Origin of the sequence: Pseudomonas sp. B21-059 (assembly GCF_026016285.1) — a bacterium.
Lineage (GTDB): Bacteria > Pseudomonadota > Gammaproteobacteria > Pseudomonadales > Pseudomonadaceae > Aquipseudomonas > Aquipseudomonas danubii.
Map to the genome: position 1 here is coordinate 6,435,263 of NZ_CP087201.1, position 25,598 is coordinate 6,460,860.

General features: G+C 60.4%; 24 protein-coding genes. 4 read left to right on the forward strand and 20 right to left on the reverse strand.

Translation table 11 applies throughout. From position 1 onward, the window contains the following. Positions 1–18: 18 nt before the first annotated feature. From LOY69_RS28720 to LOY69_RS28755, 8 genes are all read right to left on the reverse strand, one after another. The gene (locus tag LOY69_RS28720; protein WP_102862142.1) at positions 19–909 is read right to left on the reverse strand and encodes an ABC transporter permease subunit; all 891 of its coding nucleotides are present in this window, start codon (positions 907–909) and stop codon (positions 19–21) included. Further along, on the reverse strand, positions 906–1,787 hold the full coding sequence (locus tag LOY69_RS28725; protein ID WP_170001853.1) for an ABC transporter permease subunit: 882 nt from the start codon (positions 1,785–1,787) through the stop codon (positions 906–908). The genes LOY69_RS28720 and LOY69_RS28725 overlap by 4 nt, the downstream gene beginning before the upstream one ends. 35 nt (positions 1,788–1,822) lie before the next feature. Further along, positions 1,823–2,965, reverse strand: a complete 1,143-nt coding sequence (locus tag LOY69_RS28730) for an ABC transporter ATP-binding protein (RefSeq protein ID WP_041120308.1) — start codon at positions 2,963–2,965, stop codon at positions 1,823–1,825. A gap of 71 nt (positions 2,966–3,036) precedes the next feature. Next, positions 3,037–4,131 (reverse strand): polyamine ABC transporter substrate-binding protein, encoded by a 1,095-nt coding sequence (locus tag LOY69_RS28735; protein WP_110652456.1) that lies wholly within the window; start codon positions 4,129–4,131, stop codon positions 3,037–3,039. 189 nt (positions 4,132–4,320) lie between these two features. Next, a complete protein-coding gene (locus LOY69_RS28740; protein ID WP_102881213.1) occupies positions 4,321–5,418 on the reverse strand; it encodes a polyamine ABC transporter substrate-binding protein in 1,098 nt (365 codons plus the stop codon). Between the two features lie 185 nt (positions 5,419–5,603). Then, the gene (locus LOY69_RS28745; RefSeq protein WP_102881214.1) at positions 5,604–6,968 is read right to left on the reverse strand and encodes an aspartate aminotransferase family protein; all 1,365 of its coding nucleotides are present in this window, start codon (positions 6,966–6,968) and stop codon (positions 5,604–5,606) included. A gap of 56 nt (positions 6,969–7,024) precedes the next feature. Next, positions 7,025–8,383: a glutamine synthetase family protein gene (locus tag LOY69_RS28750; protein ID WP_102862147.1), complete on the reverse strand. Its 1,359-nt coding sequence runs from the start codon at positions 8,381–8,383 to the stop codon at positions 7,025–7,027. A 38-nt stretch (positions 8,384–8,421) separates the two neighbouring features. Beyond that, the gene (locus LOY69_RS28755) at positions 8,422–9,204 is read right to left on the reverse strand and encodes a gamma-glutamyl-gamma-aminobutyrate hydrolase family protein (RefSeq protein ID WP_102881215.1); all 783 of its coding nucleotides are present in this window, start codon (positions 9,202–9,204) and stop codon (positions 8,422–8,424) included. Between the two features lie 278 nt (positions 9,205–9,482). Between LOY69_RS28755 and LOY69_RS28760 the strand changes: the two genes are divergently transcribed. Beyond that, a complete protein-coding gene (locus LOY69_RS28760) occupies positions 9,483–10,859 on the forward strand; it encodes a glutamine synthetase family protein (protein WP_085581012.1) in 1,377 nt (458 codons plus the stop codon). A gap of 135 nt (positions 10,860–10,994) precedes the next feature. Continuing rightward, complete coding sequence (locus LOY69_RS28765) at positions 10,995–11,633, forward strand: TetR/AcrR family transcriptional regulator (protein WP_110594277.1); 639 nt, start codon at positions 10,995–10,997, stop codon at positions 11,631–11,633. Between the two features lie 4 nt (positions 11,634–11,637). Here LOY69_RS28765 and coaA read toward each other — a convergent pair whose 3' ends face one another. The 11 genes from coaA to argE form a co-directional block, all read right to left on the reverse strand. After that, positions 11,638–12,555: a type I pantothenate kinase gene (gene coaA, locus LOY69_RS28770; protein ID WP_265073901.1), complete on the reverse strand. Its 918-nt coding sequence runs from the start codon at positions 12,553–12,555 to the stop codon at positions 11,638–11,640. Between the two features lie 120 nt (positions 12,556–12,675). After that, positions 12,676–12,891: a TOBE domain-containing protein gene (locus LOY69_RS28775; protein WP_011064106.1), complete on the reverse strand. Its 216-nt coding sequence runs from the start codon at positions 12,889–12,891 to the stop codon at positions 12,676–12,678. 35 nt (positions 12,892–12,926) lie between these two features. Beyond that, entirely contained in the window at positions 12,927–13,733 is an 807-nt protein-coding gene (gene ssuB / locus LOY69_RS28780) for an aliphatic sulfonates ABC transporter ATP-binding protein (protein ID WP_102881218.1), read from the reverse strand. Further along, positions 13,730–14,518: an aliphatic sulfonate ABC transporter permease SsuC gene (gene ssuC / locus LOY69_RS28785; RefSeq protein WP_102862152.1), complete on the reverse strand. Its 789-nt coding sequence runs from the start codon at positions 14,516–14,518 to the stop codon at positions 13,730–13,732. Before ssuC ends, ssuB begins: the two co-directional genes overlap by 4 nt. A gap of 9 nt (positions 14,519–14,527) precedes the next feature. Then, positions 14,528–15,676 (reverse strand): FMNH2-dependent alkanesulfonate monooxygenase, encoded by a 1,149-nt coding sequence (gene ssuD, locus LOY69_RS28790; RefSeq protein WP_265073902.1) that lies wholly within the window; start codon positions 15,674–15,676, stop codon positions 14,528–14,530. Between the two features lie 24 nt (positions 15,677–15,700). Further along, the gene (locus LOY69_RS28795; protein ID WP_265073903.1) at positions 15,701–16,666 is read right to left on the reverse strand and encodes a sulfonate ABC transporter substrate-binding protein; all 966 of its coding nucleotides are present in this window, start codon (positions 16,664–16,666) and stop codon (positions 15,701–15,703) included. A gap of 90 nt (positions 16,667–16,756) precedes the next feature. Further along, positions 16,757–17,350 carry an NADPH-dependent FMN reductase gene (gene ssuE, locus LOY69_RS28800; protein ID WP_102862155.1) on the reverse strand — a complete coding sequence of 198 codons (594 nt, stop codon included), beginning with the start codon at positions 17,348–17,350 and terminating at the stop codon, positions 16,757–16,759. Positions 17,351–17,662: 312 nt separating this feature from the next. Further along, positions 17,663–18,301 carry a peroxiredoxin gene (locus LOY69_RS28805; RefSeq protein ID WP_102862156.1) on the reverse strand — a complete coding sequence of 213 codons (639 nt, stop codon included), beginning with the start codon at positions 18,299–18,301 and terminating at the stop codon, positions 17,663–17,665. Positions 18,302–18,575: 274 nt separating this feature from the next. Further along, the gene (locus LOY69_RS28810) at positions 18,576–19,949 is read right to left on the reverse strand and encodes an OprD family porin (protein ID WP_102862157.1); all 1,374 of its coding nucleotides are present in this window, start codon (positions 19,947–19,949) and stop codon (positions 18,576–18,578) included. A gap of 499 nt (positions 19,950–20,448) precedes the next feature. Next, entirely contained in the window at positions 20,449–21,747 is a 1,299-nt protein-coding gene (gene argA / locus LOY69_RS28815; protein WP_102862158.1) for an amino-acid N-acetyltransferase, read from the reverse strand. A gap of 136 nt (positions 21,748–21,883) precedes the next feature. Further along, a complete protein-coding gene (gene argE / locus LOY69_RS28820; RefSeq protein ID WP_102881220.1) occupies positions 21,884–23,041 on the reverse strand; it encodes an acetylornithine deacetylase in 1,158 nt (385 codons plus the stop codon). Positions 23,042–23,200: 159 nt separating this feature from the next. On the opposite strand from argE, the gene LOY69_RS28825 reads away from it, so the two are divergent. After that, the gene (locus tag LOY69_RS28825; protein WP_102862160.1) at positions 23,201–24,568 is read left to right on the forward strand and encodes an inorganic triphosphatase; all 1,368 of its coding nucleotides are present in this window, start codon (positions 23,201–23,203) and stop codon (positions 24,566–24,568) included. A gap of 9 nt (positions 24,569–24,577) precedes the next feature. Here the strand turns inward: LOY69_RS28825 and LOY69_RS28830 are convergent, their stop codons facing one another. Further along, the gene (locus LOY69_RS28830; protein ID WP_065902318.1) at positions 24,578–25,048 is read right to left on the reverse strand and encodes an Lrp/AsnC family transcriptional regulator; all 471 of its coding nucleotides are present in this window, start codon (positions 25,046–25,048) and stop codon (positions 24,578–24,580) included. A 124-nt stretch (positions 25,049–25,172) separates the two neighbouring features. Between LOY69_RS28830 and LOY69_RS28835 the strand changes: the two genes are divergently transcribed. Then, a complete protein-coding gene (locus LOY69_RS28835) occupies positions 25,173–25,502 on the forward strand; it encodes a hypothetical protein (RefSeq protein ID WP_123389993.1) in 330 nt (109 codons plus the stop codon). Positions 25,503–25,598 lie beyond the last annotated feature (96 nt).

Consider the following 25,598-nt stretch of genomic DNA (forward strand, 5'->3'; position numbering starts at 1 on the left):
GGTGTTGCGAACCTGAGGTCAGACCGCTTCCGGCGCCTGGGCCCGACGTACGTCAGGCTGCTTCCAGGAGTCGGCAGCGCTCTCTTCGATGGCTTGCTGGATCGCGCGCTTGCGAGCTTCTTCGGCGCGGCGGCTGAAGAACCAGACCAGGAAGGTCACCAGGGACACCGCCAGCAGGATCAGGCTGGCCACGGCGTTGATCTCCGGTTTGACCCCCAGGCGCACCGCCGAGAACACTTCCATCGGCAAGGTGGTGGAGCCAGGGCCAGAGACGAAGCTCGCCAGTACCAGGTCATCCAGGGACAGGGCGAAGGACATCATGCCCCCCGCTGCCAGGGACGGCGCGATCATCGGGATGGTGATCAGGAAGAACACCTTCCACGGCCGCGCGCCCAGGTCCATGGCCGCCTCTTCGATGGACAGGTCAAGCTCGCGCAGGCGAGCCGACACCACCACCGCCACATAGGCCGCGCAGAACGTGGTGTGGGCGATCCAGATGGTGACGATCCCACGCTCCTGAGGCCAGCCGACCGCCTGGGCCATGGCCACGAACAGCAGCAACAGCGACAGACCGGTGATCACTTCAGGCATCACCAGCGGCGCCGTCACCAGGCCACCGAACAGGGTGCGACCCTTGAAGTGAGTGATCCGGGTCAGGACGAAGGCCGCCAGGGTGCCCAGGGCCACCGCGGCAACGGCGGTGTAGCAGGCAATTTCCAGGGAGCGCAGGACCGAGCCCATGAGCTGAGTGTTATCCAGCAGGCCGATATACCAGTTGATCGACCAGCCGCCCCATACCGTCACCAGTTTCGAGGCGTTGAACGAATAGATCACCAGGATCAGCATCGGCAGGTAGATGAACAACAAGCCCAGCACCAGCATCATGCTCGAGAAACTGAAGCGCTTCATTCCTTGCCCTCCATTTCTTTGGCCTGACTGCGGTTGAACAGGATGATCGGCACAATCAGGATCGCCAGCATCACCACCGCCAGGGCGGATGCCACCGGCCAGTCACGGTTGTTGAAGAACTCTTGCCAGAGCACCTTACCGATCATCAGGGTTTCCGGACCGCCCAGCAGTTCCGGAATCACGAACTCGCCCACCACCGGGATGAACACCAGCATGCAACCGGCGATGATGCCGTTCTTGGACAGCGGTACGGTGATCTTCCAGAAGCTGTTGAAGGTGCTCGAACCCAGGTCGGCCGCGGCCTCCAGCAGACTGGTGTCGTGCTTCACCAGGTTGGCGTACAGCGGCAGGATCATGAACGGCAGGTAGGAATAGACCACGCCGATGTACACCGCGATGTTGGTGTTGAGGATCTGCAGCGGCTCGTTGATCCAGCCCATGGACATCAAGAAGCCGTTGAGCAGGCCGTTGTTGCTGAGGATGCCCATCCAGGCATAGACGCGGATCAGGATCGCGGTCCAGGTCGGCATCATGATCAGCAGCACCAGCACCGTCTGCAGCTCTTTACGAGCACTGGCGATGGCATAGGCCATCGGGTAGCCGATCAGCAGGCAGAGGATGGTGCTGAAGAACGCCATCTTCAGCGAGCCGAGGTAAGCCGCGATGTACAGCTCGTCGTCGCCGAGCATCGCGTAGTTGCCCAGGTTGAGCAGCACCTGCAGCTTCTGGTCGACGTAGCTGTAGATCTCGGTATACGGCGGAATGGCCACGTCCGCTTCGGCGAAGCTGATCTTCAGCACGATGAAGAACGGCAGCATGAAGAACAGGAACAGCCAGATGAACGGAACCCCGATGACCAGCTGACGGCCACCGGGAATTATTCGATTGAGTCGGCGCTTGAGCTTTCGCATGTTCATGAGCGCAGTACCACGCCGCTGTCGTCTTCCCACCAGACGTAAACCTGGTCACCCCAGGTTGGCCGCGCGCCGCGACGCTCGGCGTTGGCCACGAAGGACTGCACCAGCTTGCCGCTCGGCAGCTCGACGTAGAACACCGAGTGGCCGCCCAGGTAGGCAATGTCGTGCACCTTGCCGCTGGACCAGTTGTACTCGCAGGTCGGCATCTCGGCGGTCACCAGGAGCTTTTCCGGGCGGATCGCGTAGGTCACCGACTTGTCCTGCACCGAGGTGCTGATGCCGTGGCCGACATAGATGCTGCGGTCCAGGTCCTTGCAGGTGATCAGGGCGTGACCTTCGGCATCGTCCACCACTTCACCTTCGAAGATGTTGACGTTGCCGATGAATTCGCAGACCAGGCGACTGACCGGAGTCTCGTAGATATCGATCGGGCTGCCGATCTGGGCGATCCAGCCCAGGTGCATGATGGCAATGCGTTCGGCCATGGTCATGGCCTCTTCCTGGTCGTGGGTCACCATGACGCAGGTCACGCCTACGCGCTCGATGATCTCAACCAGTTCCAGCTGCATCTGCGAGCGCAGCTTCTTGTCCAGGGCGCCCATGGGTTCGTCCAGCAGCAACAGCTTGGGACGCTTGGCCAGGGAGCGAGCCAGGGCCACGCGCTGGCGCTGGCCACCGGACAGCTGGTGCGGCTTGCGCTTGGCATACTGGCTCATCTGTACCAGCTTGAGCATCTCCGCCACCCGGGCGTCGATTTCGGCCGCTGGGATCTTGTCCTGCTTGAGGCCGAAGGCGATGTTCTGGGCCACGGTCATGTGCGGGAACAGCGCGTAGGACTGGAACATCATGTTGATCGGCCGCTCATAGGGCGGCATGTCGGTGATGTCCACACCATCGAGGAAGATTCGCCCCTCCGTTGGCCGTTCGAAACCGGCCAGCATCCGCAGCAAGGTGGACTTGCCCGAACCCGAGCCGCCGAGCAGGGCGAAGATCTCGCCCTTCTTGATTTCCAGGGACACATCGTCCACGGCAACCGTCTCGTCGAACTTCTTCGTGACCCGGTCGATTTTGACCAGCACCTGCTTAGGTGTCTGGTCGCCCTCGAGGGCTTTCTTATAGGCGCCGGAGGCAACTGCCATTTGCGAAACTCCCAACAAAATTTGCAGCCCGCCCCACGTGGGCGGACCTTGGATAGTTTGAGCCTGTGGAACTACTTACCCGTCTTGACCTTGGTCCAGCTACGGGTCATCAAGCGTTGGATATTGGGTGGCAACTCGATGGACACGTAGGTCTTGTCGAGTACAGCTTGCGGTGGATAAACCGCTTCGTCGGTGCGAATGGATTGCTCCATCAGCTTGTCCGACCCGGGATTGGGGTTGGCGTAACCGACGTAGTCACTGACCTGGGCAATCACCTCAGGTTGCAGCAAATAGTTGATGAAGGCGTGAGCCTCCTTGACGTTGGTCGAGTCCTTGGGGATCGCCAGCATGTCGAACCACAGGGCACCGCCTTCCTTCGGAATCGCGTAGGCGATGTTCACGCCCTTGCCAGCGTCGGCGGCCCGGGCCTTGGCCTGGAACACGTCGCCGGAAAAGCCGATGGCCACGCAGATATTGCCGTTGGCCAGGTCCGAGATGTACTTGGACGAGTGGAAGTAGGTCACGTAGGGACGCACCGCCAGCAACTTGGCTTCGGCCTTCTTGTAGTCCTGGGGGTTGGTGCTGTTGGCATCCAGGCCCAGGTAATTGAGGACCGTGGGCATCATTTCATCGGCAGAATCGAGGAAGGCCACGCCGCAGCTGTTGAGCTTCTTGATGTTCTCCGGCTCGAACAGCACGCTCCAGGAGTCGATCTTGTCCACGCCCAGCACGGCCTTGACCTTGTCGACGTTGTAGCCAATGCCATTGGTGCCCCACAGGTACGGCACCGCGTACTGGTTGCCCGGGTCGTTCATCTCCAGACGCTTGAGCAGCGCCGTATCGAGATTGGAGTAGTTAGGCAGCAGGCTCTTGTCGAGTTTCTGGAAAGCCCCGGCCTTGATCTGTTTGCCCAGGAAGTGGTTGGACGGCACCACCACGTCATAACCGGTGCGACCGGCCAGCAACTTGCCTTCCAGGGTTTCGTTGGAATCGAAAACGTCATACACCGGCTTGATGCCCGTGGCTTTTTCAAATTCGGCCAGGGTGTTCTGACCGATGTAGTCGGACCAGTTATAAATATGCACGGTCGGTGCAGCCTGCGCGCCAGCCACCAGCGTCAGGCTGGCGGCGACCAGCATGGCTTTGCGAAATAAAGAAATAGGCAAGTGGAGGTCCTCTTAAATAGTTGGGCCCAAGCTGCCCCGCGCTACCTGACAGCCTCCGAGCTGCCCAGCAACAAAACCGGCGCGCAACTTACCCTCGATAAACCAATCCAGCAAAACTTTCTGTCATTTAATTGTTACCTGTTGCCGCCCTCGCCACGATGACGGCAACAGGTGGTGCTGCAAATTGGCTTATTTGCCGGATTTGATCTTGGTCCAGCTGCGGGTCAGGATGCGCTGGGTCGCGGCCGGCAGGTCGGCAATCGCGTACAGCTTGGCCTGTACGTCAGCTGGCGGGTAAACGCCCGGGTCGCTGGTGATGTCTTTATCGACCAACGGGGTTGCAGCCGCGTTACCGTTGGGGAAACGCACGGCGTTGGTGATTTCGGCCATGACTTCAGGCTTTTGCAGGAAGGTCATGAACTTGTAGGCGCCGTCGACGTTTTCCGCGTCTTTAGGGATGGCGACCATGTCGTAGAAGCTGCCAGCACCCTCTTTCGGAATGTTGTAGCTGACCTTGACCTTGTCACCGGCTTCGGCGGCACGAGCCTTGGCCTGATAGATATCGCCCGAGTAACCCACGGCGACGCAGATATTGCCGTTAGCCAGGTCGGAGATGTACTTGGACGAGTGGAAATAGGCGATCGAAGGACGGATCTTGAGGAACAGGGCTTCGGCTTCAGCCAGTTGCTTCTTGTCCTGACTGTCGGTCGGGTAGCCCAGGTAGTGCAGCGCCACCGGAATCATCTCGGTTGGCGAATCGAGGAAACTGACGCCACAAGCCTTCAACTTCTCGGCGTTTTCCGGCTTGAACAGCAGGTCCCAGGAGTTGGTCGGTGCGTCGGCACCCAATACCGCCTTGACCTTCTCGGCGTTGAAACCGATGCCGATCGAGCCCCACATGTAAGGGAAGGCGTGCTTGTTGCCCGGGTCGCTCACCGATACCGCCTTGAGCAGCGACTCGTTGAGGTTCTTCCAGTTCGGCAACTTGGACTGGTCCAGTTCCTGATAGACACCGGCCTTGATCTGCTTGGCCAGGAAGTTGTTGGAAGGCACGACCACGTCGTAACCGGATTTGCCGGCGAGCAACTTGGCTTCCAGGGTTTCGTTGCTGTCGAACACGTCATAGACCACTTTGATGCCCGACTCGGCTTCAAATTTCTTGATGGTGTCCGGGGCGATGTAATCGGACCAGTTGTAAACGTGCAGTACTTTATCGTCCGCCTGCGCTGCCGCCGCCATCACGCCCATCAGGGACATGGCGAGGAGGGTCTTGCCAGCTAACTTCATACCTAATGCCTTCATGCGTAATGCTCCAATTATTCTTTTTTAACCACTCGCTCAGCGGCCAATCTCGGGGCAACCAAAACGGCGGGTAGTCTGGCAAGATCCAAGGCCGGCTTTCAAGGAAAGACCCATCCTTTATATCTGCTTCGAGCGCTGTGCCCGCAAGCACCACGCTCAAAGCCTAGCACTCAGTTCTGCAGCACACTCAAGGTCAGGTCCAGGCACTTGCGCGCCTTGGCCACCAGTTCGTCGATCTCCGCCTCGCTGATCACCAGCGGTGGCGCAATGATCATGGTGTCGCCCACGGCACGCATGATCAGACCGTTATCGAAGCAGAACTGTCGGCAGATCATGCCCACGCCGCGGCCTTCATAGCGCGCGCGGGTGGCCTTGTCCTTGACCAGCTCGATCGCCCCCAGCAGGCCTACCCCGCGAACCTCACCCACCAACGGGTGATCACTCAGCTCACGCAGACGTTTCTGCAAATAGGGTGCCGCTTTTTCATGGGCGCGCTGGATAATTTTTTCATCGCGCATGATGCGGATGTTTTCCAGGGCCACGGCTGCGGCCACCGGATGGCCGGAGTAGGTGAAACCGTGGTTGAAATCGCCGCCCTCGTTGAGCACCGCCACCACTTCGTCACGGACAATCAGGCCGCCCATGGGGATGTAGCCGGAGGTCAGGCCCTTGGCGATGGTCATCATGTCGGGCTTGAGGTCGTAGAAATCGCTACCGAACCACTCACCGGTGCGGCCGAAGCCACAGATCACTTCGTCGGCGACGAAGAGGATGTCGTACTTGGCGAGGATTTCCTTGATCCGCGGCCAGTAGCTGTCCGGCGGCACGATCACGCCGCCAGCGCCCTGGATCGGCTCGGCAATAAAGGCCCCGACGTTATCCACACCCAGTTCCAGGATCTTCTCTTCCAACTGGTTGGCCGCCCAGATACCGAACTCTTCGGGGCTCATGTCGCCACCTTCACCGAACCAGTACGGTTGCGGGATATGAACGATACCCGGAATCGGCAGGTCGCCCTGTTCATGCATGTACTTCATGCCGCCGAGGCTGGCGCCGGCCACGGTGGAGCCGTGGTAGCCGTTGACCCGGCTGATGATGGTCTTCTTGTTCGGCTGGCCCTTGATCGCCCAGTAATGGCGGACCATGCGCAGCATGGTGTCGTTGCCTTCGGAGCCGGAACCGGTGAAGAACACGTGGTTCATGCCTTCTGGCGCGATATCGGCGATCGCCTTGGACAGCTCCAGCACCGGTGGGTGGGCGGTCTGGAAGAACAGGTTGTAATAGGGCAGTTCGCGCATTTGCTTGCTGGCGGCTTCCGCCAGTTCGTCACGGCCATAGCCGATGGCTACGCACCACAGGCCGGCCATGCCGTCGAGAATTTGATTGCCTTCACTGTCCCAGAGGTACACACCCTTGGCATGGGTGATGATCCGCGGCCCCTTCTCCTTCAATTGCTTGAAGTCACTGAAAGGCGCCAGGTGGTGATCACTGCTGAGGGTTTGCCACTCGCGGGTTTGCGGGTTTTTATGAGTCATCAATCTCTCCTAAGTGTCAGTGAAGGCGCCGCTGGGGGGCAGCGGCGCCCGGCGAATCAGACGGCGAACAGCAGGAATTCCCGCTCCCACGAACTGATCACGCGCTTGAAGTTTTCATGCTCGGCCCGCTTCACCGCGACATAGCCGGTGATGAACTTCTGGCCCAGGTACTTCTCGATGGTCTTGCTGTTTTCCATACGCTCCAGGGCGTCCTCGATGGTCAACGGCAGGCGCAGGTTGCGTCGTTCATAACCACGACCGACCACTGGCGCGCTCGGGTTGTGGCCTTCGACCATGCCGATGAAGCCGCACAGCAGGCTGGCAGCAATGGCCAGGTAAGGGTTGGCGTCGGCGCCCGGCAGGCGGTTTTCCACCCGACGGTTCTGCGGTCCGGCATCCGGCACCCGCAGGCCCACAGTGCGGTTCTCTTCGCCCCACTCGACGTTTACCGGCGCCGAGGTATCGGGCAGGAAGCGGCGGAACGAGTTGACGTTGGGAGCGAACAGCGGCAGCAACTCGGGGATGAACTTCTGCAGCCCGCCAATGTGGTTGAGGAACAGCTGGCTCATGGTTCCGTCTTCGTTGGAGAAGACGTTCTTGCCGGTGTTGATGTCGATGATGCTCTGGTGCAAATGCATGGCGCTACCAGGCTCGCCGGTCATGGGCTTGGCCATGAAGGTGGCCGCCACGTCGTGCTTGAGGGCCGCCTCGCGCATGGTGCGCTTGAACACCAGGATCTGGTCGGCCAGGGACAGGGCGTCGCCGTGACGGAAGTTGATCTCCATCTGCGCCGTGCCGTCTTCATGGATCAGGGTGTCCAGATCCAGCTCCTGCAGTTCGCACCAGTCGTAGACATCTTCGAACAGCGGATCGAATTCGTTGGCCGCTTCGATGGAGAACGACTGACGACCGGTTTCAGGGCGGCCGGAACGGCCGATAGGCGGCTGCAGCGGGTAGTCCGGGTCGTCACTGCGCTTGGTCAGGTAGAACTCCATCTCCGGCGCCACGATGGGCTGCCAGCCGTGGTCAGCGTAGAGCTTGAGCACCTTCTTCAAGACGTTGCGTGGCGACAGCTCGATGGGGTTGCCCTGCTTGTCATAGGTGTCGTGGATCACCTGGGCAGTGGGTTCGATGGCCCAGGGCACGAGGTACACCGCGTTCTGGTCGGGGCGGCAAATCATGTCGATGTCCGCCGGGTCCAGCAACTCGTAATAGATGTCGTCTTCGACATAGTCGCCGGTCACGGTCTGCAACAGCACGCTCTCGGGCAGGCGCATGCCTTTTTCGGCAATGAACTTGTTGGTCGGCGAGATCTTGCCCCGGGTGATACCGGTCAAGTCGCCGATCATGCATTCGACTTCTGTGATCTTGTGGTCTTTCAACCAATCGGTGAGCTGGTCGAGGTTGTTACTCATAAATGCCTCTAGGCTGAGTTTCCTGACTCTCTATTAAGTCAGGCGTTGTGTGACGCTTCGGCGTCGCGTTGTTTTGCCCGTTTGCGGCAGGCATCACCAAAAGCCTGGAAGATGGCCAGATAGTGAGGATTGCAGCTTACCTGCCATTCGGGGTGCCATTGCACCCCCAAAGCAAATGCCTTGCCTCCCTCGACCGAGATGGCCTCCACCAGACCGTCAGGCGCCAGCGCCTCGACCCGCAGGCCCGGCGCCAGACGTTCAACGCCTTGAGCATGAATCGAGTTGACTTGAATCTTCTGCGGCAGGCCCAGATTCGCCAGGACCCCACCCGCCTGGACGTGCAAATCATGGGCAGGCGCGTACCAGGCATCCAAGGGTTGACCAGGCTCGTCATCATGGCGGTGGTCCATGAACGGCTGCACGTCATGCACGTTCTGATGAAGGCTGCCGCCCAGGGCTACATTCATTTCCTGGAATCCGCGACAGATGCCCAGCACTGGAACACCCGCCTCGACGGCAGCATTCAACAGCGGCAGAGTGGCCGCGTCCCGTGCAGAATCATGAGCAGTGTCCGGTGCGCTGGCAGGCCCCTGGTAATGGAAAGGTTCGATATTGGAGGGAGAACCGGTAAAGAGGATGCCGTCCAGGCCGTCCAGAATATCGGACGGGGAAAGCAACTGCGCCATGGACGGAAGAATCACCGGCACGCCCTGGGCTGCGCTGGCTACTGCCTGTACATACTCGTCGCCACTGATGTGATAGGCATGCAGACCGATCTGCCTGGAGCAGGCGGTGATGCCGATTAACGGCAGGCGAGACATGAAACACCCCGGTATTATTGCTGTTATGGGTTTGATTCGAGCTTAGCCTTGTTCATTTTTTTACACAACACCCCCGTAAAAAATACAACACGGCCCGCTCAAGTCTGCGCTACCCGAGGCAGTCGAGTCCCAAAAAACGCCCTGTTTTGCCCCAAAAGAGCCTCGCCAGCCCTTTATTAGGGCGTAAAGAGCCTTACTTGACTTCGGCATGCCGTTCGGGTTGACTGAAACCAGAAAAGATCAATGATTGATATTTTTAACAACAAAGGTGTTGCATCATGTCGGTACCCCCGCGTGCCGTTCAGCTCAACGAAGCGAACGCGTTCCTTAAGGAACATCCTGAGGTTCTGTACGTTGACCTTCTGATTGCGGATATGAATGGTGTGGTGCGCGGCAAGCGCATCGAACGCACCAGCCTCCACAAGGTTTACGAGAAAGGCATCAACCTGCCGGCCTCCCTATTTGCCCTGGATATCAATGGCTCTACGGTGGAAAGCACCGGCCTGGGCCTGGACATCGGCGATGCTGACCGAATCTGCTATCCAATCCCCGATACCCTGTGCAACGAGCCCTGGCAGAAGCGTCCTACCGCGCAACTGCTGATGACCATGCACGAGCTTGAAGGCGATCCGTTCTTCGCCGATCCACGAGAAGTACTGCGCCAGGTCGTGGCCAAGTTCGACGAACTGGGACTGACCATCTGCGCCGCCTTCGAACTGGAGTTCTACCTGATCGACCAGGAGAACGTGAACGGCCGTCCACAACCGCCACGTTCGCCGATCTCCGGCAAACGCCCGCACTCCACCCAGGTCTACCTGATCGACGATCTCGACGAATACGTCGACTGCCTCCAGGACATTCTGGAAGGTGCCAAGGAACAAGGCATCCCGGCCGACGCCATCGTCAAGGAAAGTGCCCCGGCACAATTCGAAGTCAACCTGCACCACGTGGCCGACCCGATCAAGGCATGCGACTACGCGGTACTGCTCAAGCGCCTGATCAAGAACATCGCCTACGACCATGAGATGGATACCACCTTCATGGCCAAGCCTTACCCAGGCCAGGCGGGCAACGGTCTGCACGTCCACATTTCGGTTCTGGATAAAGATGGCAAGAACATCTTTGCCAGCGAGGATCCCGAGCAGAACGCCGCACTGCGTCACGCGATCGGCGGTGTGCTCGAGACCCTGCCGGCGCAGATGGCCTTCCTCTGCCCGAACGTCAACTCCTACCGTCGTTTCGGCGCACAGTTCTATGTGCCGAACTCGCCGAGCTGGGGCCTGGACAACCGTACCGTGGCCCTGCGGGTGCCGACCGGTTCGGCCGATGCCGTGCGCCTGGAACACCGGGTCGCTGGCGCCGACGCCAACCCGTACTTGTTGATGGCCTCGGTCCTGGCGGGCGTGCACCACGGCCTGACCAACAAGATCGAGCCACCGGCGCCGACCGAAGGCAACAGCTACGAGCAGAACGAGCAGAGCCTGCCGAACAACTTGCGCGATGCCCTCCGCGAGCTGGACGACAGTGAGGTAATGGCCAAGTACATCGATCCGAAGTACATCGATATCTTCGTGGCCTGCAAAGAGAGCGAGCTGGAAGAGTTCGAACACTCCATCTCCGACCTCGAGTACAACTGGTACCTGCACACCGTTTAAGCGGTTGTTGCAAAAAAACAACGCCGCGGAGCTGACAGCCCCGCGGCGTTTTTTTGTGCCACTGATCCATGGCCGGCGGATACAGGAATTCTGACGCTCTCGCGTACAATGCCCGCTGCCCAGTAGGAGACACCGATGACGCGCACCGCCCCTCTTCGCAAACCCCGTGCACGCAGCCAGGCCCGGATCGACTCGATACTCGACGCCGCCCGGACCCTGCTAGCCAGCGAGGGTGTGGCCAGCCTGTCGATCTACAGCGTGGCCGAACGGGCGCAGATTCCACCGTCCTCGGTCTATCACTTCTTCGCCAGTGTCCCGGCCCTGCTGGAAGCACTGACCGCCGATGTTCACGCGGCGTTTCGCGCCTGCCTGCAAGCGCCCATCGACCACGACCGGCTCGACAGTTGGCGGGACCTGTCACGCCTGGTCGAACAACGCATGCTCGACATCTACGGCGAGGATGCGGCGGCCCGCCAGTTGATCCTTGCCCAGCACGGTTTGACGGAAGTCACCCAGGCCGATCGTCAGCACGATATCGAGCTGGGTGACCTGATGCACAAGCTGTTCAATCACCACTTCGAGCTGCCGACCCTGCCCCAGGATGTGGATGTATTCGCCCTGGCCATGGAGCTGGGAGACCGGGTGTACGCGCGATCGGTGCAGCAGCACGGGCAGATCACCCCGCGCATGGCGGAGGAAGGCATGCGGGTCTTCGATGCCTACCTGAGCCTTTACTTGCCGCCCTACCTGCCCAAGCGCCCAACGCCGCTCTGAGCGCTCACACCTGCCGCAGCAGCAACCTGTCGATGCTGTGATCCGCTGATTTGTGAATGATCAGGTTCGCCCGTTCCCGGGTCGGCAGGATGTTTTCGACGAGATTCTTCAGATTGACCCGGTCCCAGGTATCGGACGCCACCGACAAGGCATCAAGGTCCGAAAGCCCCTTGTACTTGTTGAAATAGGAATCTGCCGCCTGGAAAGCGGTGTTCTTCAAGTAGACAAAGCGCTCCAGGTACCAGGCTTTGATCGCCTCCTCGGACGCATCGACGTAAATGGAGAAGTCGATGAAATCCAGGGAGTTCAGACCTTGCCCCTGCTCCCCCTGCAACACATTGAGGCCTTCGAGGATGATGATGTCCGGAGCCTCCACCGACTGCGCCTCATCGGCCAGGATGTCGTAGCGGACGTGGGAGTAGATGGGGATCTTCACCGGCTCGCCCTTCCTGCACACCGACTGCAGAAAATCCACGAACAACGGCTCATCGTAGGACTCGGGAAATCCCTTGCGGTGCAGGATATTTTTTTCCTGAAGGGTCGCCAGGGGGAAAAGAAATGAGTCCGTAGTCACCAGATGCACATTGGGCTTGTCCGGCCAATAGGCCAGAAGGGCCGCCAGGACCCTGGCAAAACTGCTTTTGCCCACCGCGACACTGCCGGAAACACCTATGACATAAGGCGCCTTGAAACCTGCCTGGGGGGCCTTGAGTGACTGTACCTGGGCCGCATGCAAATGCAGCAGGCGCGACAGCGGGAGCAGGATCTGCCTCACCTCCTCGGGCGCCATGGGCTGGGTCGGACTGGTCAGCGTCTCCATCTCGGACGGTGACAGACTCATGGGTTCTGCGGCCCGCAGAGCTGACCAGCGATCGCGATCAAACTCCAGATACCCTACGTTTGGACCCTGCTCTGTTGTCATGTTTGTACTGTTCAGGCCTTGCCGAAAGCAGGGAAAGTATCAAATCTGACCGTTATTTACAGCGTCCATGAAAAAAGCCCCGAAGGACTCGCACCCTTCGGGGCTGTTGCACTGCATCGCTCACAACTTGGCGATCGACACCTCGGTGGATTTCACGAAGGCAATCACCTCGCTGCCGATGGACAGTTCCAGCTCCTTGACCGAGCGGGTGGTGATCACCGAAGTGACAATCCCGGAAGCCGTCTGCACATCGATTTCCGACAGCACATCACCTTCGACGATTTCCTTGATGGTGCCTTTGAACTGATTGCGTACGTTGATGGCTTTAATGGTCATGGTATTTCTCCTGGGGTCGAATATGAGTCGCTGTTTTAAAGAGCCCAGCGCAACTGCGTGGGCAAGGGTGAAACGGGTTCCGGCTCCGGCGGTGAGCCTGGCAGTGACAGCACGCGATTGAGGACTTCGGTTTCCAGGGCCGCCAGGCGATGGGAACCGCGCACCCGCGGGCGTGGCAGCTCGACATGCAGGTCAAGGCCCACCTCGCCGTCCTCGATCAGGATCACCCGATCGGCAATTGCCACGGCTTCGCTGACATCGTGGGTCACCAGCAATACGGTGAAGCCATGTTGCTGCCATAAACGTTCGATCAACTGCTGCATCTCGATCCGGGTCAAGGCATCCAGTGCTCCCAGCGGCTCGTCCAGCAGCAACAGTCGCGGCTGGTGAATCAGGGCTCGCGCCAAGGCCACCCGCTGCTTCTGGCCACCTGACAGCGCCGCCGGCCATTCATGGGCGCGATCCGCCAGGCCCACCGCCTCAAGGGCTTCCAGGGCCTGGGGCCGCCAGTTGCCCTTGAGACCGAGCCCAACGTTGTCGATGACTTTCTTCCAGGGCAGCAAACGCGCCTCTTGGAACATCAGCCGGGTGTCTTCGATGGCTGCGCTCAAGGGCGCAGAACCGGCCAGCAACTCACCGCCCGAAGGCTGGTCGAGACCGGCCAGCAGGCGCAGCAAGGTGCTTTTGCCGCAACCGCTGCGGCCCACCACAGCCACGAACTGACCGGCAGGAATGTGCAGATCGATTTCCCGCAGCACCTGCCGCGCCCCAAAGGTCTTTTGCAATTTGCGCACGGCCAGGGGAATGCCCCGCAGCAGCCGTGGAGGTTGTTGAGCCGTCATTGGGCATCTCCCCTGGCCACTTGATAGGCCGGATGCCAGCGCAGCCAGACCCGTTCCAGGCCCCGAGCCGCAAGGTCTGCAAGCTTGCCGAGCAGCGCATACATGACGATGGCCAGCACCACCACATCGGTCTGCAGGAACTCCCTGGCGTTCATGGCCAGATAGCCGATGCCGGAGCTGGCGGAGATGGTTTCCGCGACGATCAGGGTCAGCCACATGAAGCCCAGGGCAAAACGCACGCCCACCAGGATCGAGGGCAAGGCTCCCGGCAGGATCACTTGGCGAAACAGCGCAAACCCCGACAAGCCGTAGCTACGGGCCATTTCCACCAGCGCCGGATCGACGTTGCGAATGCCGTGGTACGTGTTGAGGTAGATCGGGAACAGAGTGCCCAGCGCCACCAGGAAAATCTTCGCCGACTCGTCGATGCCGAACCACAGAATCACCAGGGGAATCAGCGCCAAGTGCGGTACGTTGCGGATCATCTGTACCGAGCTGTCCAGCAAGCGCTCACCCCATTTCGACAAGCCGGTGATAAAGCCCAGCACCAGGCCGATACCGCCACCGATGACAAAGCCCAGCCCCGCACGCCAGCCACTGATGGCCAGGTGAGTCCAGATATCACCGCTGCGGACCAGGCTGATCCCGGCTTCGATCACCGCACTGGGAGCCGGCAGGATGCGGGTCGACAGCCAACCCGCCGACACCGACAGTTGCCACACCGCGAGCAGCAGCAACGGCAGCCCCCAGGGCGCCAGCCGATGCACTATGCGTTGTCCATTCATGGCCGCACCTCAGCTCTGGGACGCGGCTTTGGGAAGGATGTCATTGGCGACCATCTCCCCGAACGGGCTGACGTAACCGGCGGCTTCGGGCAGCTTGGGCCGCTCGATATCCAGGTGCGGGAACAGCAACTCGGCCACTCGATAGGACTCTTCCAGGTGTGGATAACCGGAGAAGATGAAGGTATCGATGCCCAGGTCCGCATACTCTTTCATCCGCGCCGCCACGGTAGGGCCATCGCCCACCAGGGCGGTGCCAGCCCCGCCACGCACCAGACCAACACCCGCCCAAAGGTTGGGGCTGACTTCCAGTTGGTCGCGACGGCCACCGTGCAAGGCCGCCATGCGCTGCTGGCCCACAGAATCGAAACGTGCCAGGGACGCCTGGGCCCGGGCGATTGTGTCGTCGTCCAGATGGGAAATAAGGCGCTCGGCGGCCTGCCAGGCCTCGGCATTGGTTTCCCGCACAATCACATGCAGGCGGATGCCGAAACGCACAGTGCGCCCGAGCCTGGCTGCCTTGTCCCGCACCTGCTGGATCTTCTCGGCCACGGCGGCCGGCGGCTCGCCCCAGGTCAGGACCATGTCCACCTGCTCGGCGGCCAGGTCCTGGGCGGCTTCCGAAGATCCACCGAAATACAGCGGCGGGCGCGGTTGCTGCAGCGGTGGATAGAGCAGCTTGGCGCCCTTCACGCTGATGTGCTGGCCGTCGTAATCCACGGTTTCGCCCTCCAGCACCCGGCGCCAGATACGGGTGAACTCCACGGAAGCCTGATAACGCTCTTCATGGTCGAGAAACAGGCCATCGCCGGCCAGCTCGTCCGGATCCCCCCCGGTCACCAGGTTGAACAGCGCCCGGCCACCGGACAAGCGATCCAGGGTTGCCGCCTGACGCGCCGCCACCGTCGGGGAAATGATCCCGGGGCGCAGGGCGACCAGGAACTTCAGACGCTGGGTCACCGGAATCAGCGACGCCGCCACCAACCAGGAATCCTCGCAGGAGCGCCCGGTGGGGATCAGCACCCCGCCAAACCCCAGACGGTCGGCGGCCTGGGCGATCTGCTGCAGGTAAGCATGATCCACGGCGCGAGCGCCTTCGGCGGTGCCAAGGTAATGGCCGTCGCCGTGGGTGGGCAGAAACCAGAAGATGTTGAGGCTCATGGAGTTGTCTCCTAAGGGGTCGATTTACGGCGCTTTGGCCACGGCGGCAGGGGGCGTCCAGATCACGTCTTTGATGCTCAGCGGCTTGGGAATCAGCTTGAGCTGATAGAAGCTGTCGGCGATTTTCTGTTGCGCGGTGATCACTTCCGGTGTGAGGAAGGCCGCACCGTAGCCCTGGCGTTTCACCGAGGTCAGGGTGATGTCGGTAGACAGGCCCAGCAACGGCGCCACTTGCTGGGTGACCTCCTGCGGGTTGGCCTTGGACCACTCGCCCACGGCCCGCACTTCTTCCACCAGGGTCTTGATCACCTCGGGGTGCTGCTGTGCGTAGGGCTTGGTCGCCAGGTAGAACTGGTGGTTGTCGACGATGCCACTGCCGTCACGCAGCGTGCGTGCCTGCAGTTGCTGCTCGGCTGCCGCCTGGTAGGGGTCCCAGATCACCCAGGCGTCGACGCTGCCACGCTCGAACGCCGCTCGGGCATCGGCCGGAGGCAGGAACACGGCCTGGATATCGCTGTACTTGAGGCCGGCATCTTCCAGGGCGCGGACCAGCAGGTAATGAACGTTGGAGCCCTTGTTCAGCACCACTTTCTTGCCCTTGAGGTCCTGCACCGACTTGATCGGCGAGTCCTTGGGCACCAGGATGGCTTCGCTATGGGGCGCCGGTGGTTCGTAGGCCACGTAGAGCAGGTCGGCACCGGCGGCCTGGGCGAACACCGGCGGGGTTTCGCCGGTTACGCCGAAGTCGATGGAACCGACGTTCAGCCCTTCCAGCAACTGCGGACCACCAGGAAACTCGGTCCACTTCACATCCACGCCCTGCTGCGCCAGGCGCTTTTCCAGGGTGCCCTTGGCCTTGAGCAGCACCAGGGTGCCGTATTTCTGATAACCGATACGCAAGGTCTCGGCTTGAGCTTGAACAATGGCGCCGAAGGACACAGCCGCAGCAAACAGAGCGACCAGACCGCGACGCAAAATGACAGGGCGCATGGCGCTCTCCTTTTTGCTGTGGGGTTGTGGCTGCACCTGCTTGCCCGTTGGCGGGCGAGTAAGGCCAGTACTTCAAATCAGGGGTGTGGCTCAAATGCTCCAGCGAGCACTCAACAGGCGTTCATTCAATACATGCGGGTCCAGCGGTTTGGGGCGACGGGCCATGGCGCTGTGAAACTGCTCCAGAGCCTCTTTCAAACGCAGCTCCAGAGCCTCGGCCAGCTGCGGCTGCACACTGCCTTCGCCATAAGCGATCTGGCTGTCCTCGGCAAAGATGCCCTGGAGCATTTCCTGGGCCTTGAGTGCCGAGAGCACAGGCTTGAGGGCGTAATCCACCGCCAGCATGTGGGCGATGCTGCCGCCCGTGGCCATGGGCAGCACCACCTTGTGGCTCAGTGCGCGTTCCGGCAGCAGATCGAGCAGGGTTTTCAGCGCCCCGGAAAACGACGCCTTGTACACCGGTGTGGCGATCAGCAGGCCGTCGGCCTGTTCAATGTGTTGCAGCAGGTTGATGACCATGGCGCTGTCAAAGCGAGCGTGAAGCAGATCTTCGGCCGGGAAGTCCCGCACCTGGTAACTGACCACTTCCACACCTTGCTGCTGCAACCAGCGCTTGGCCAACTCCAGCAGCACCCCGGAACGGGAGCGTTGGCTGGGACTGCCACCGAGAGAGACCACCAGCATGCAGGGGATTCCTTGAACAAGATAAAGCGATTCGCGGGATGCGATCTCGCCGGACTGAACAGACCTTAACAGCCTATTTTTATATCCATAAATCTTATTTATTCATTTGTTTATTCCTTAAATGAATATAAGGAACGATGATTTTCAGGCAAAAAAATAGGCCGTCGAAACGGCCTTAAAACCCCTGCTTTGTGGTTCTGTTACCTCGGCGTTCTGCGTAGGAACGGGCTTGCCCGCGAAAGGGTCCGCAAGACTTGCACCGGCCTCACTACCGCCTTCGCTGGCAAGCCGGCTCCTACAGCGGTGAGTGGGTCAGCGATTGGGCTGCGGCGTCAGGCGCAGGTAAGGCTTCACTGCGCGATAACCTCTGGGAAAGCGGCGTTTGATCTCTTCCTCGTCCTTGAGCGAGGGCACTATCACCACCTCGTCACCGTCCTGCCAGTTGGCCGGAGTGGCCACTTTGTAGTTGTCGGTGAGTTGCAACGAGTCAATCACCCGGAGAATTTCGTGGAAGTTGCGCCCAGTGCTGGCGGGATAGGTGATGGTCAGGCGAATCTTCTTGTTCGGGTCGATGACGAACAGCGAACGCACGGTCAGCGTGTCGCTGGCATTGGGATGAATCAGGTCATAGAGGTCCGACACTTTGCGATCGGCGTCCGCCAGGATCGGAAAATTGACGATGGTGTGCTGGGTTTCGTTGATGTCTTCGATCCAGCGGTGATGGGAATCCACCGGGTCCACCGACAGGGCAATGGCTTTGACTCCGCGCTGAGCGAACTCGTCCTTGAGCTTGGCGGTGAAACCCAGCTCGGTGGTGCACACCGGCGTGAAGTCTGCGGGGTGGGAAAACAGCACGCCCCAGCTATCGCCCAGCCACTCGTGGAAACGAATCTTGCCGGCACTGGAATCCTGTTCGAAGTCGGGGGCGATGTCGCCCAGTCTGAGGCTCATGGGGTGCTGCTCCTGTGAGTGCGTGATGGAGCTACTCTGCCTGCACCGGAGTTTATTTAAAAAGAATAAATATCGATTTATTCATAACCAAATTGAATATTAAAAATCTCTTCACTGGACGCGCGCGCAGGCGAAGACCACCCTTCTCAACAAGGTTCGAGAAGGCCTTGAGTAGCTGTACAAAGAGGGGGATTCAGGAAGGGCTCACGGGGGTGGGCCTGACTTGAAGCAATACCTCGCCCGGCATTGCGCCGGGCGAGGCTTTATCACGCTATTACAACAGCGGGATCGAGTAGCTGACGATCAGACGGTTTTCGTCCTGATCGCGCTGGCCCGGGATGTCGTTACGCCACATGGCGTTCTTCCAGGTCAGGCCGAGGTTTTTCAACGGACCTTCCGGAATCACGTAGGCAACGGTCAGGTCGCGTTCCCACTCGGAGCGGCCAGTGGCCGAAACTGTACGTTGAGGAGTGGTAGACCCCACCTTGCCGGATGTATCGATGTTGTCGCCACGCAGGTAAACCACACCTGCGGTCAGACCTGGCAGACCCACTTTGGCGAAATCGTAGGAGTAGCGAGCTTGCCAGGTGCGTTCGCCGGCACGGGCGAATTTCTGGATCTGCATGTCGGTGGTCAGGTAAGCCGACGAGCCGTCACCCTGGTTCAGCCAAGGGAAATCGCTGTCACCGTTGCTGACCTGATAGCCGCCGCCGAAGGTGTGGCCGGAAACCGAGTACAGGAACAAGCCACTGAGCAGACGGTTATCAACCTTGCCCTTGGTGATGCCAGTGCCGTAGTCACCGGTGGTGTAGTAAGCCGAGTCGTGGCCATTGGCACCGTCGTTACGGCTGTTGAAGTAGCGCAGGTCAGACTTCAATACGCCCGGGCCGATAGCCCAGTTGTGCAGCAGGCCCACGAAGTGCTGTTTGTAGAAGTCTTGCAGGTTGCCGTAGTAGTACTGAGCCGTCAGGTCTTTGGTGATTTTGTAGTCACCGCCACCGTAGATGAACTTGTTGCTATCACGGCCTGCTGCTGTGTGAGCATTGGCGCCAGCAATGGACAACTCTTCGTTGTTGCTGGAGTTACGACCTTTGGCGTGCTCGATCTGGCCACCGACCAGAGTCAAATCCTTGATCTCGTTGGTAGTGATCTGGCCGCCCTGGAAGGTTTGCGGCAGCATGCGACCATCGTTGGTCACGATAACCGGCAGTTTTGGCTGCAGGGTGCCCAGCTTCAGTTCGGTCTGCGAGACCTTGGCTTTGGCAGTCAGGCCCAGGCTGGAATAGTTATCAACGGCTTCGCCATTAGACTTGCTTGGGAAGACGGTGCCGCCATAGGAAGTGGAGGTGGCGCCGTTAGTACCGCCGCCCGAGTCCAGCTTGATGCCCAGCAAGCCGATTGCATCCAGACCGAAACCGACGGTGCCTTCGGTGTAACCGGAAGTGAAGTTGAGTTGGAAGCCTTGGCCCCACTCTTCCTGCTTACTCTGAGCGCCCGCAGCTTTGGCATCGCCATCGCGGTTATCGGTATTGATGTAGAAGTTGCGCAGCCCCAAGGTAGCCTTGCTGTCTTCGATGAAACCGGCGGCGCCTGCCTGCTGCGCCAAAACCCCTACGGCCACAGCCAGGGCCAAGGTGGACTTGTTCATGTTTCGCTCCTCTCGTTTCTAATTCTTGTGGTTCCTGGCCCCAGATCGAACGCCCGGGTGCCACAGATGCGCGATTAGCGCCAGACCGTGACCGACAAGTCAATCGTAACTATCTATGTCTACGACCATGGTCTAATCGCAGTGATTTGGTCCATGCAGGGTAATGAATTACTCATAAACCCAAAAAGAATTGTTTAGTCCTTTTTCATACTTTTCAGGAATAACGCTAGCCACTGTAAAGCCGAGAGTCCCGGCCTAGGCACTCGCAAGCTTATTTCTGAAAATTGTTCCCCGATTCAGCTCTTCAAGGTCCCCCCGCGCCAGAGGCGTAAAACGTCATGGAGGATCAAAAAAGCGACGCATCATGGCTAAGAGCCTATCCTCCCGTCAATTTGTTACAGTTTTTGTGTCGAAATGAAATTTTTCTGACATGTGCAGAAAACGACAACGCCTCGATCCTGGGGTCGAGGCGTTGTGTATTGCAGAACGAGAAATAGACTCAGAGGGCCTTTTCGAAGATCTTCGAATTGCGCTGGTAGTTGTACAGCGAGGCCCTGGCCGACGGCAGACGTTCGACGCTGCTGGGCACAAAACCCCGCTCGCGAAACCAGTGGGCGGTGCGGGTAGTGAGGACGAACAAGGTCTTCAGCCCTTGAGCCCGGGCCCGGGTTTCAATCCTTTCCAACAGTTCATCACCGCGCTTGCCATGACGATACTCCGGGTTCACCGCAAGGCAGGCCAGCTCGCCGGCGTCGGAGTCGGCAATCTGGTACAAGGCAGCGCAGGCAATGATCATGCCCTCGCGCTCGACCACGCTGAACTGTTCGATCTCACGCTCCAGCACCTCCCGGGAGCGCCGTACCAGGATGCCCTGTTCTTCCAGTGGGCTGATCAGATCCAACAAACCACCGACATCTTCAATCGCCGCCTCGCGCACCCGCTCGAATTGCTCCTGGGCCACCAGGGTGCCGCCGCCATCACGGGTAAAGAGTTCCGTCAGCAGGGCGCCATCTTCGGCATAACTGACGATGTGGCTACGTCCCACCCCCCCACGACAGGCCTCGGCAGCGGCATCCAGCAGTTCGGCCTGGTAATTGCTGCCCAGGCGCTGCAAGTGCGCCGGAACCTGTTGCGGGCGCAACTCGCGCACCAGCTTGCCGTTTTCATCCAGCAGCCCCGGGTCGGCACCGAACAGCAGCAGCTTGTCGGCCCCCAGATCGATGGCGGCGCGAGTGGCCACGTCCTCGCAAGCCAGGTTGAAGGTCTCGCCAGTGGGCGAATACCCCAAAGGCGACAGCAGCACGATGGAGCGCTCGTCCAGCAGGCGATTGATGCCCTTGCGATCGACCCGACGCACTTCACCGGTGTGGTGGTAGTCGACACCTTCCAGCACGCCGATCGGACGGGCCGTCACCAGGTTGCCGCTGGCGACCCGCAACCGCGAGCCCTGCATGGGCGAGGAGGCCATGTCCATGGACAGACGCGCCTCGATGGCAATGCGCAACTGGCCCACGGCGTCGATCACGCACTCCAGGGTCGCCGCGTCGGTAATCCGCAGGCCGTGATGGTAATGGGGCGCCAGACCGCGAGCCGCCAGACGGGCTTCGATCTGTGGCCGTGAACCGTGCACCAGCACCAGGCGAACCCCCAGGCTGTGGAGCAGCACCAGGTCGTGGACGATATTGCCGAAGTTGGGGTGTTCAACGCCGTCGCCCGGGAGCATGACCACGAAGGTACAGTCACGGTGAGCGTTGATATAGGGAGACGCGTGGCGGAGCCAATTGACGTATTCGGGCATGAACCTGAGCCTGTAAATAAAAAGCAGCCTATAAAAGGACGAAACGGAAAACGCACAGCGGGCTGATGGTTATCGTCGGAACAGGCTTGGCAACACGCTTACTCTCCTCATGGGTACGGATCAGGACGCCGGTAATTTACTGAAATTGGGCCGGCGTCAGGCAGTAATGTTCAATCAACTCTCGTAGCAACTGCACAGTAGGCTGCAAGCGTGACATTTCGAGGTACTCCCCGGGCTGGTGGGCGCAGGCAATATCGCCCGGGCCCAGCACCAGCGTCTCGCAGCCAAGGCGCTGAAGATAAGGCGCTTCAGTGCCAAACGCTACTGCTTCGGCACGATGCCCGGTAAGCCGCTCCGCCACCCGCACCAGCTCAGCGTCCTCGGGCTGCTCGAACGGCGGCACCGCAGGGAACAGCGGCGCATAGTCGATCTGCACTTCATGCCGCTCGGCAATGGGTTGAAGTTTCTGCCGGATCGCCTCGCGCAGCACTTGCGGGTCCATGCCCGGCAAGGGACGCAGGTCGAACTCCAGGGAGCACTGGCCGCAGATGCGGTTGGGGTTGTCGCCACCGTGGATGCAACCGAAGTTCAAGGTCGGTTGCGGCACGCTGAACTGTGGATTGCGGTACTCGCGCTGCCACAGCAGCCGCAACCCCCGCAGCTCGCCGATGGCGTCGTGCATGGCCTCCAGAGCGCTACGCCCCAGGCGCGGGTCAGAGGAATGGCCGCTGCGCCCGAGGATATCGATGCGCTCCATCATCACCCCCTTGTGCAGGCGGATTGGCTTGAGGCCCGTGGGCTCGCCGATCACCGCCGCGCGCCCCAGGGGCCGCCCGGCTTCCGCCAGGGCCCGGGCACCGGCCATGGAGCTTTCTTCATCACAGGTCGCGAGGATCAGCAGCGGCTGCTTGAATGGCTGCTCCAGCAACGGTCGCACCGCTTCGATGATCAAGGCGAAAAAGCCCTTCATGTCACAACTGCCCAGACCGACCCAGCGGCCGTCGACCTCGGTCAACTTCAGCGGATCGGTCTGCCATAAAGCGGCATCGAACGGCACCGTATCACTGTGCCCAGCCAGTACCAGGCCACCGGGACCGCTGCCGAAGCTGGCCAGCAGATTGAACTTGCCGGGGCTGACCTGCTGGATATCGCAGGCAAAACCGAGGTCGCCAAGCCAACTGGCCAACAAGTCGATGACCGGACGGTTGGACTGATCCAGCGCCGCTTGAGTGCAACTCACCGACGGCGCGGCGATCAGTGCAGCGAACTGATCTTTCATGGACGGCAATGGCATGAACTGGCTCCGCAGATCCCAAGATGAGGACCATCATAGAGGCATCTCGTGAGAGGAAGGAACCGTCGTGGCGCCTCCGGGCGCCTGGTCCTGTACACTGCACGGCCTTGGCAGCCAACTCTTCCCCCGGCTGCACTCCCGATCCTGGATTTTCCGGCCATGCAGAAAGAAACCGAAATCAAACTCCGCGTCAGCCGCGAAACCCTCGCCGCCCTGCGCGAGCACCCGCTACTGAAAAAACGCAACAAAAGTGGCTGGGAACGCCGTGAGCTGATGAACCAGTACTTCGACACCCCAGAGCGCGATCTGGCCCGGGCCAAAGTCGCCCTGCGCCTGCGTCGTGACGGTGACGCAGTGATCCAGACCCTCAAGACCAGCGGCCAGAGCGTTGCTGGCCTGTCCGAGCGCAACGAGTACGACTGGTCGTTGGCCAAAGCCAAGCTCGACGTGAAAAAACTCGACGGCGAATGCTGGCCCGAAGCCCTGGCCGAGCTGGACAAAAAGACCCTCAAGCCGCTGTTCACCACCGACTTTGTCCGTGAGCGTGCGGAAATCGCCTGGGGCCGTGGCAAGGCCAAAGTGGTGATCGAGGCGGCCCTGGACCTGGGCCAGGTGATCGCCGGCAAGCACAAGGAAGAAATCTGCGAGCTGGAGCTGGAACTGCGTGAAGGCGAGCCCGCTGCTCTGCTGGAACTGGCGGCGGAGCTGGCCCTCACCCTGCCCCTGATGCCCTGCGACATCAGCAAGGCCGAGCGTGGCTATCGCCTGTTCGATGCCGGTAGCTACTCCTTGAGCCTGCCGGCGCCACAGCTGAGCGCCGAAACCCCGCTGGACGATGCCTTCGCCGCCCTGGCCTGGCACCTGCTGGGCAGCAGCCAGCGCCTGGCCGAACAGTATCGCTTCAACGGTCACTGGCGCCTGCTGCAGGACTGGGTGGATAACCTCGCCGAACTGCGCGCTCTGGCCAGCAGCCTGGGCCAGGCTGCGCCACGTCAATCCACCGCTGAGCTGCGTAGCGCCCTGGATGCCCTGCTGGAAGACTGGCGTCCGCTGGTACAAGCCGGCCTCGACGATGAAGACGTGCGCAAAGCCGCGCCGGAGCAGTTCATCGAGGAACTGCAGGACGTACGCTGGGGCCTGTTCTCCCTGAACACCTCGCGCTGGCTGCTGGCCCGAGCCTGGACCGCCGAGCGCAACACCCGTGGCAACCGCCAGGGTGCAGCGCAACTGGGCAGCTGGCTGCCACGCCTGCTGGCCGAGGAAGCGACCTCCCTGCAACTGCCGCGCTACCAGCAGCAGCCGGAAGATCTGGCCGAGCAGTTGCCGCGGATCGAACGTATCCAGGCCTGGCTGCACCACGCCCGCGCCGCACTGGACATTCCGGAACTGGACCGCCTCTACGGTGAACTGAACAAGCTGGCACAACTGGCCAACGAGCCCATTACCGACGAAGCCCTCGATGCCCGCAAGCAACAGGCCATCGCGGTGTTCCAGAACCGCGCCTGGAAAACCCTGCTGCGCATGTAAGCCGCCCCCTTAGCGCAGTACCGGCAGGCTGGTGGTGGACTTGATCTCCGACAGGGCAACGATCGAGTTCACCTCCTGAATGCCGGGCACCATGGACAGTTTCTCGAAGAAAAACCGCTCATAGGCTTCGATGTCCGCGGTCACGATGCGCAGCAGGAAATCCACCGCCCCCATCAGCACATAGCACTCCAGCACCTCCGGAAAACCGCGAATCGCCTCGGTGAACTCGGTGAAGTTGGAGCGTCCGTGGGCGTTGAGCTTGATCTCGGCAAATATCTGCGTGTTGAGGCCGATCTTCTTGCGATCAAGCAAGGTCACCTGGCCACGGATCACCCCCTCTTCCTTCAAGCGTTGAATCCGCCGCCAGCACGGTGACTGGGACAAGCCCACCTGTTCGGCAATCTGCGCACTGGAAAGTGACGCGTCCTCTTGCAGCAACGCGAGTATCCGGCGGTCGTAGGCGTCCAGCTCGCTATGCATAATAAATTCCCTTATCTATAAAATCTTGAATCAAACAATTCTACTTTCATGACTTCCGATCAATCTTAGATAAGAAATACCCGAAACCGAATGTAAAAATTTCTCCACTGATCTGGAGACTGCCATGCCCCATCTCGAACCCGCCCCTGGCCAATCATCCCGCGCCGATGTCTGGAACCAGAACAATGCCCACTGTCGCGTGCACTACCAGATGACGGCCGAGGCCGAAGCCGATGTCCTGTGTCGGGTGCTCAACCACTTCGCCCTGCAATTTCTGGTGCCCCAGCGGGTCACGGTGATCCAGCAAGACGCCACGCTGCACATCGACGTGGAACTCGACGGCCTGAGTTGGCACCGGGCTCGGGTGATCGGCGACAAGTTGCGCAACCTGATCAGCGTCTGCTCGGTAGAACTGGAACGGGCAGAGCCGGCGCAACTGCAGGCCGCTGGCTGAGGCCGGAAAAACCCTGCAACCCTTGGCAGGCGGCGGCCCAGACTGGCGGGGCTATTCTTGGCCATTTGTGGTCAGAGACCCGCGTCTGGACAACAG

Coding starts and splice junctions, on each gene's coding strand:
- LOY69_RS28750 (WP_102862147.1), bottom strand. CDS start 8,383: ATGAGTAACAACCTCGACCAGCTCACCGATTGGTTGAAAGACCACAAG.
- LOY69_RS28830 (WP_065902318.1), bottom strand. CDS start 25,048: ATGCATAGCGAGCTGGACGCCTACGACCGCCGGATACTCGCGTTGCTG.
- LOY69_RS28810 (WP_102862157.1), bottom strand. CDS start 19,949: ATGAACAAGTCCACCTTGGCCCTGGCTGTGGCCGTAGGGGTTTTGGCG.
- LOY69_RS28775 (WP_011064106.1), bottom strand. CDS start 12,891: ATGACCATTAAAGCCATCAACGTACGCAATCAGTTCAAAGGCACCATC.
- LOY69_RS28720 (WP_102862142.1), bottom strand. CDS start 909: ATGAAGCGCTTCAGTTTCTCGAGCATGATGCTGGTGCTGGGCTTGTTG.
- ssuE (WP_102862155.1), bottom strand. CDS start 17,350: ATGCTGGTGGTCTCTCTCGGTGGCAGTCCCAGCCAACGCTCCCGTTCC.
- LOY69_RS28795 (WP_265073903.1), bottom strand. CDS start 16,666: ATGCGCCCTGTCATTTTGCGTCGCGGTCTGGTCGCTCTGTTTGCTGCG.
- LOY69_RS28805 (WP_102862156.1), bottom strand. CDS start 18,301: ATGAGCCTCAGACTGGGCGACATCGCCCCCGACTTCGAACAGGATTCC.
- LOY69_RS28740 (WP_102881213.1), bottom strand. CDS start 5,418: ATGAAGTTAGCTGGCAAGACCCTCCTCGCCATGTCCCTGATGGGCGTG.
- LOY69_RS28760 (WP_085581012.1), top strand. CDS start 9,483: ATGTCGGTACCCCCGCGTGCCGTTCAGCTCAACGAAGCGAACGCGTTC.
- LOY69_RS28825 (WP_102862160.1), top strand. CDS start 23,201: ATGCAGAAAGAAACCGAAATCAAACTCCGCGTCAGCCGCGAAACCCTC.
- LOY69_RS28835 (WP_123389993.1), top strand. CDS start 25,173: ATGCCCCATCTCGAACCCGCCCCTGGCCAATCATCCCGCGCCGATGTC.
- LOY69_RS28765 (WP_110594277.1), top strand. CDS start 10,995: ATGACGCGCACCGCCCCTCTTCGCAAACCCCGTGCACGCAGCCAGGCC.
- LOY69_RS28745 (WP_102881214.1), bottom strand. CDS start 6,968: ATGACTCATAAAAACCCGCAAACCCGCGAGTGGCAAACCCTCAGCAGT.
- ssuD (WP_265073902.1), bottom strand. CDS start 15,676: ATGAGCCTCAACATCTTCTGGTTTCTGCCCACCCACGGCGACGGCCAT.
- argE (WP_102881220.1), bottom strand. CDS start 23,041: ATGCCATTGCCGTCCATGAAAGATCAGTTCGCTGCACTGATCGCCGCG.
- LOY69_RS28730 (WP_041120308.1), bottom strand. CDS start 2,965: ATGGCAGTTGCCTCCGGCGCCTATAAGAAAGCCCTCGAGGGCGACCAG.
- ssuB (WP_102881218.1), bottom strand. CDS start 13,733: ATGACGGCTCAACAACCTCCACGGCTGCTGCGGGGCATTCCCCTGGCC.
- ssuC (WP_102862152.1), bottom strand. CDS start 14,518: ATGAATGGACAACGCATAGTGCATCGGCTGGCGCCCTGGGGGCTGCCG.
- coaA (WP_265073901.1), bottom strand. CDS start 12,555: ATGACAACAGAGCAGGGTCCAAACGTAGGGTATCTGGAGTTTGATCGC.
- LOY69_RS28755 (WP_102881215.1), bottom strand. CDS start 9,204: ATGTCTCGCCTGCCGTTAATCGGCATCACCGCCTGCTCCAGGCAGATC.
- argA (WP_102862158.1), bottom strand. CDS start 21,747: ATGCCCGAATACGTCAATTGGCTCCGCCACGCGTCTCCCTATATCAAC.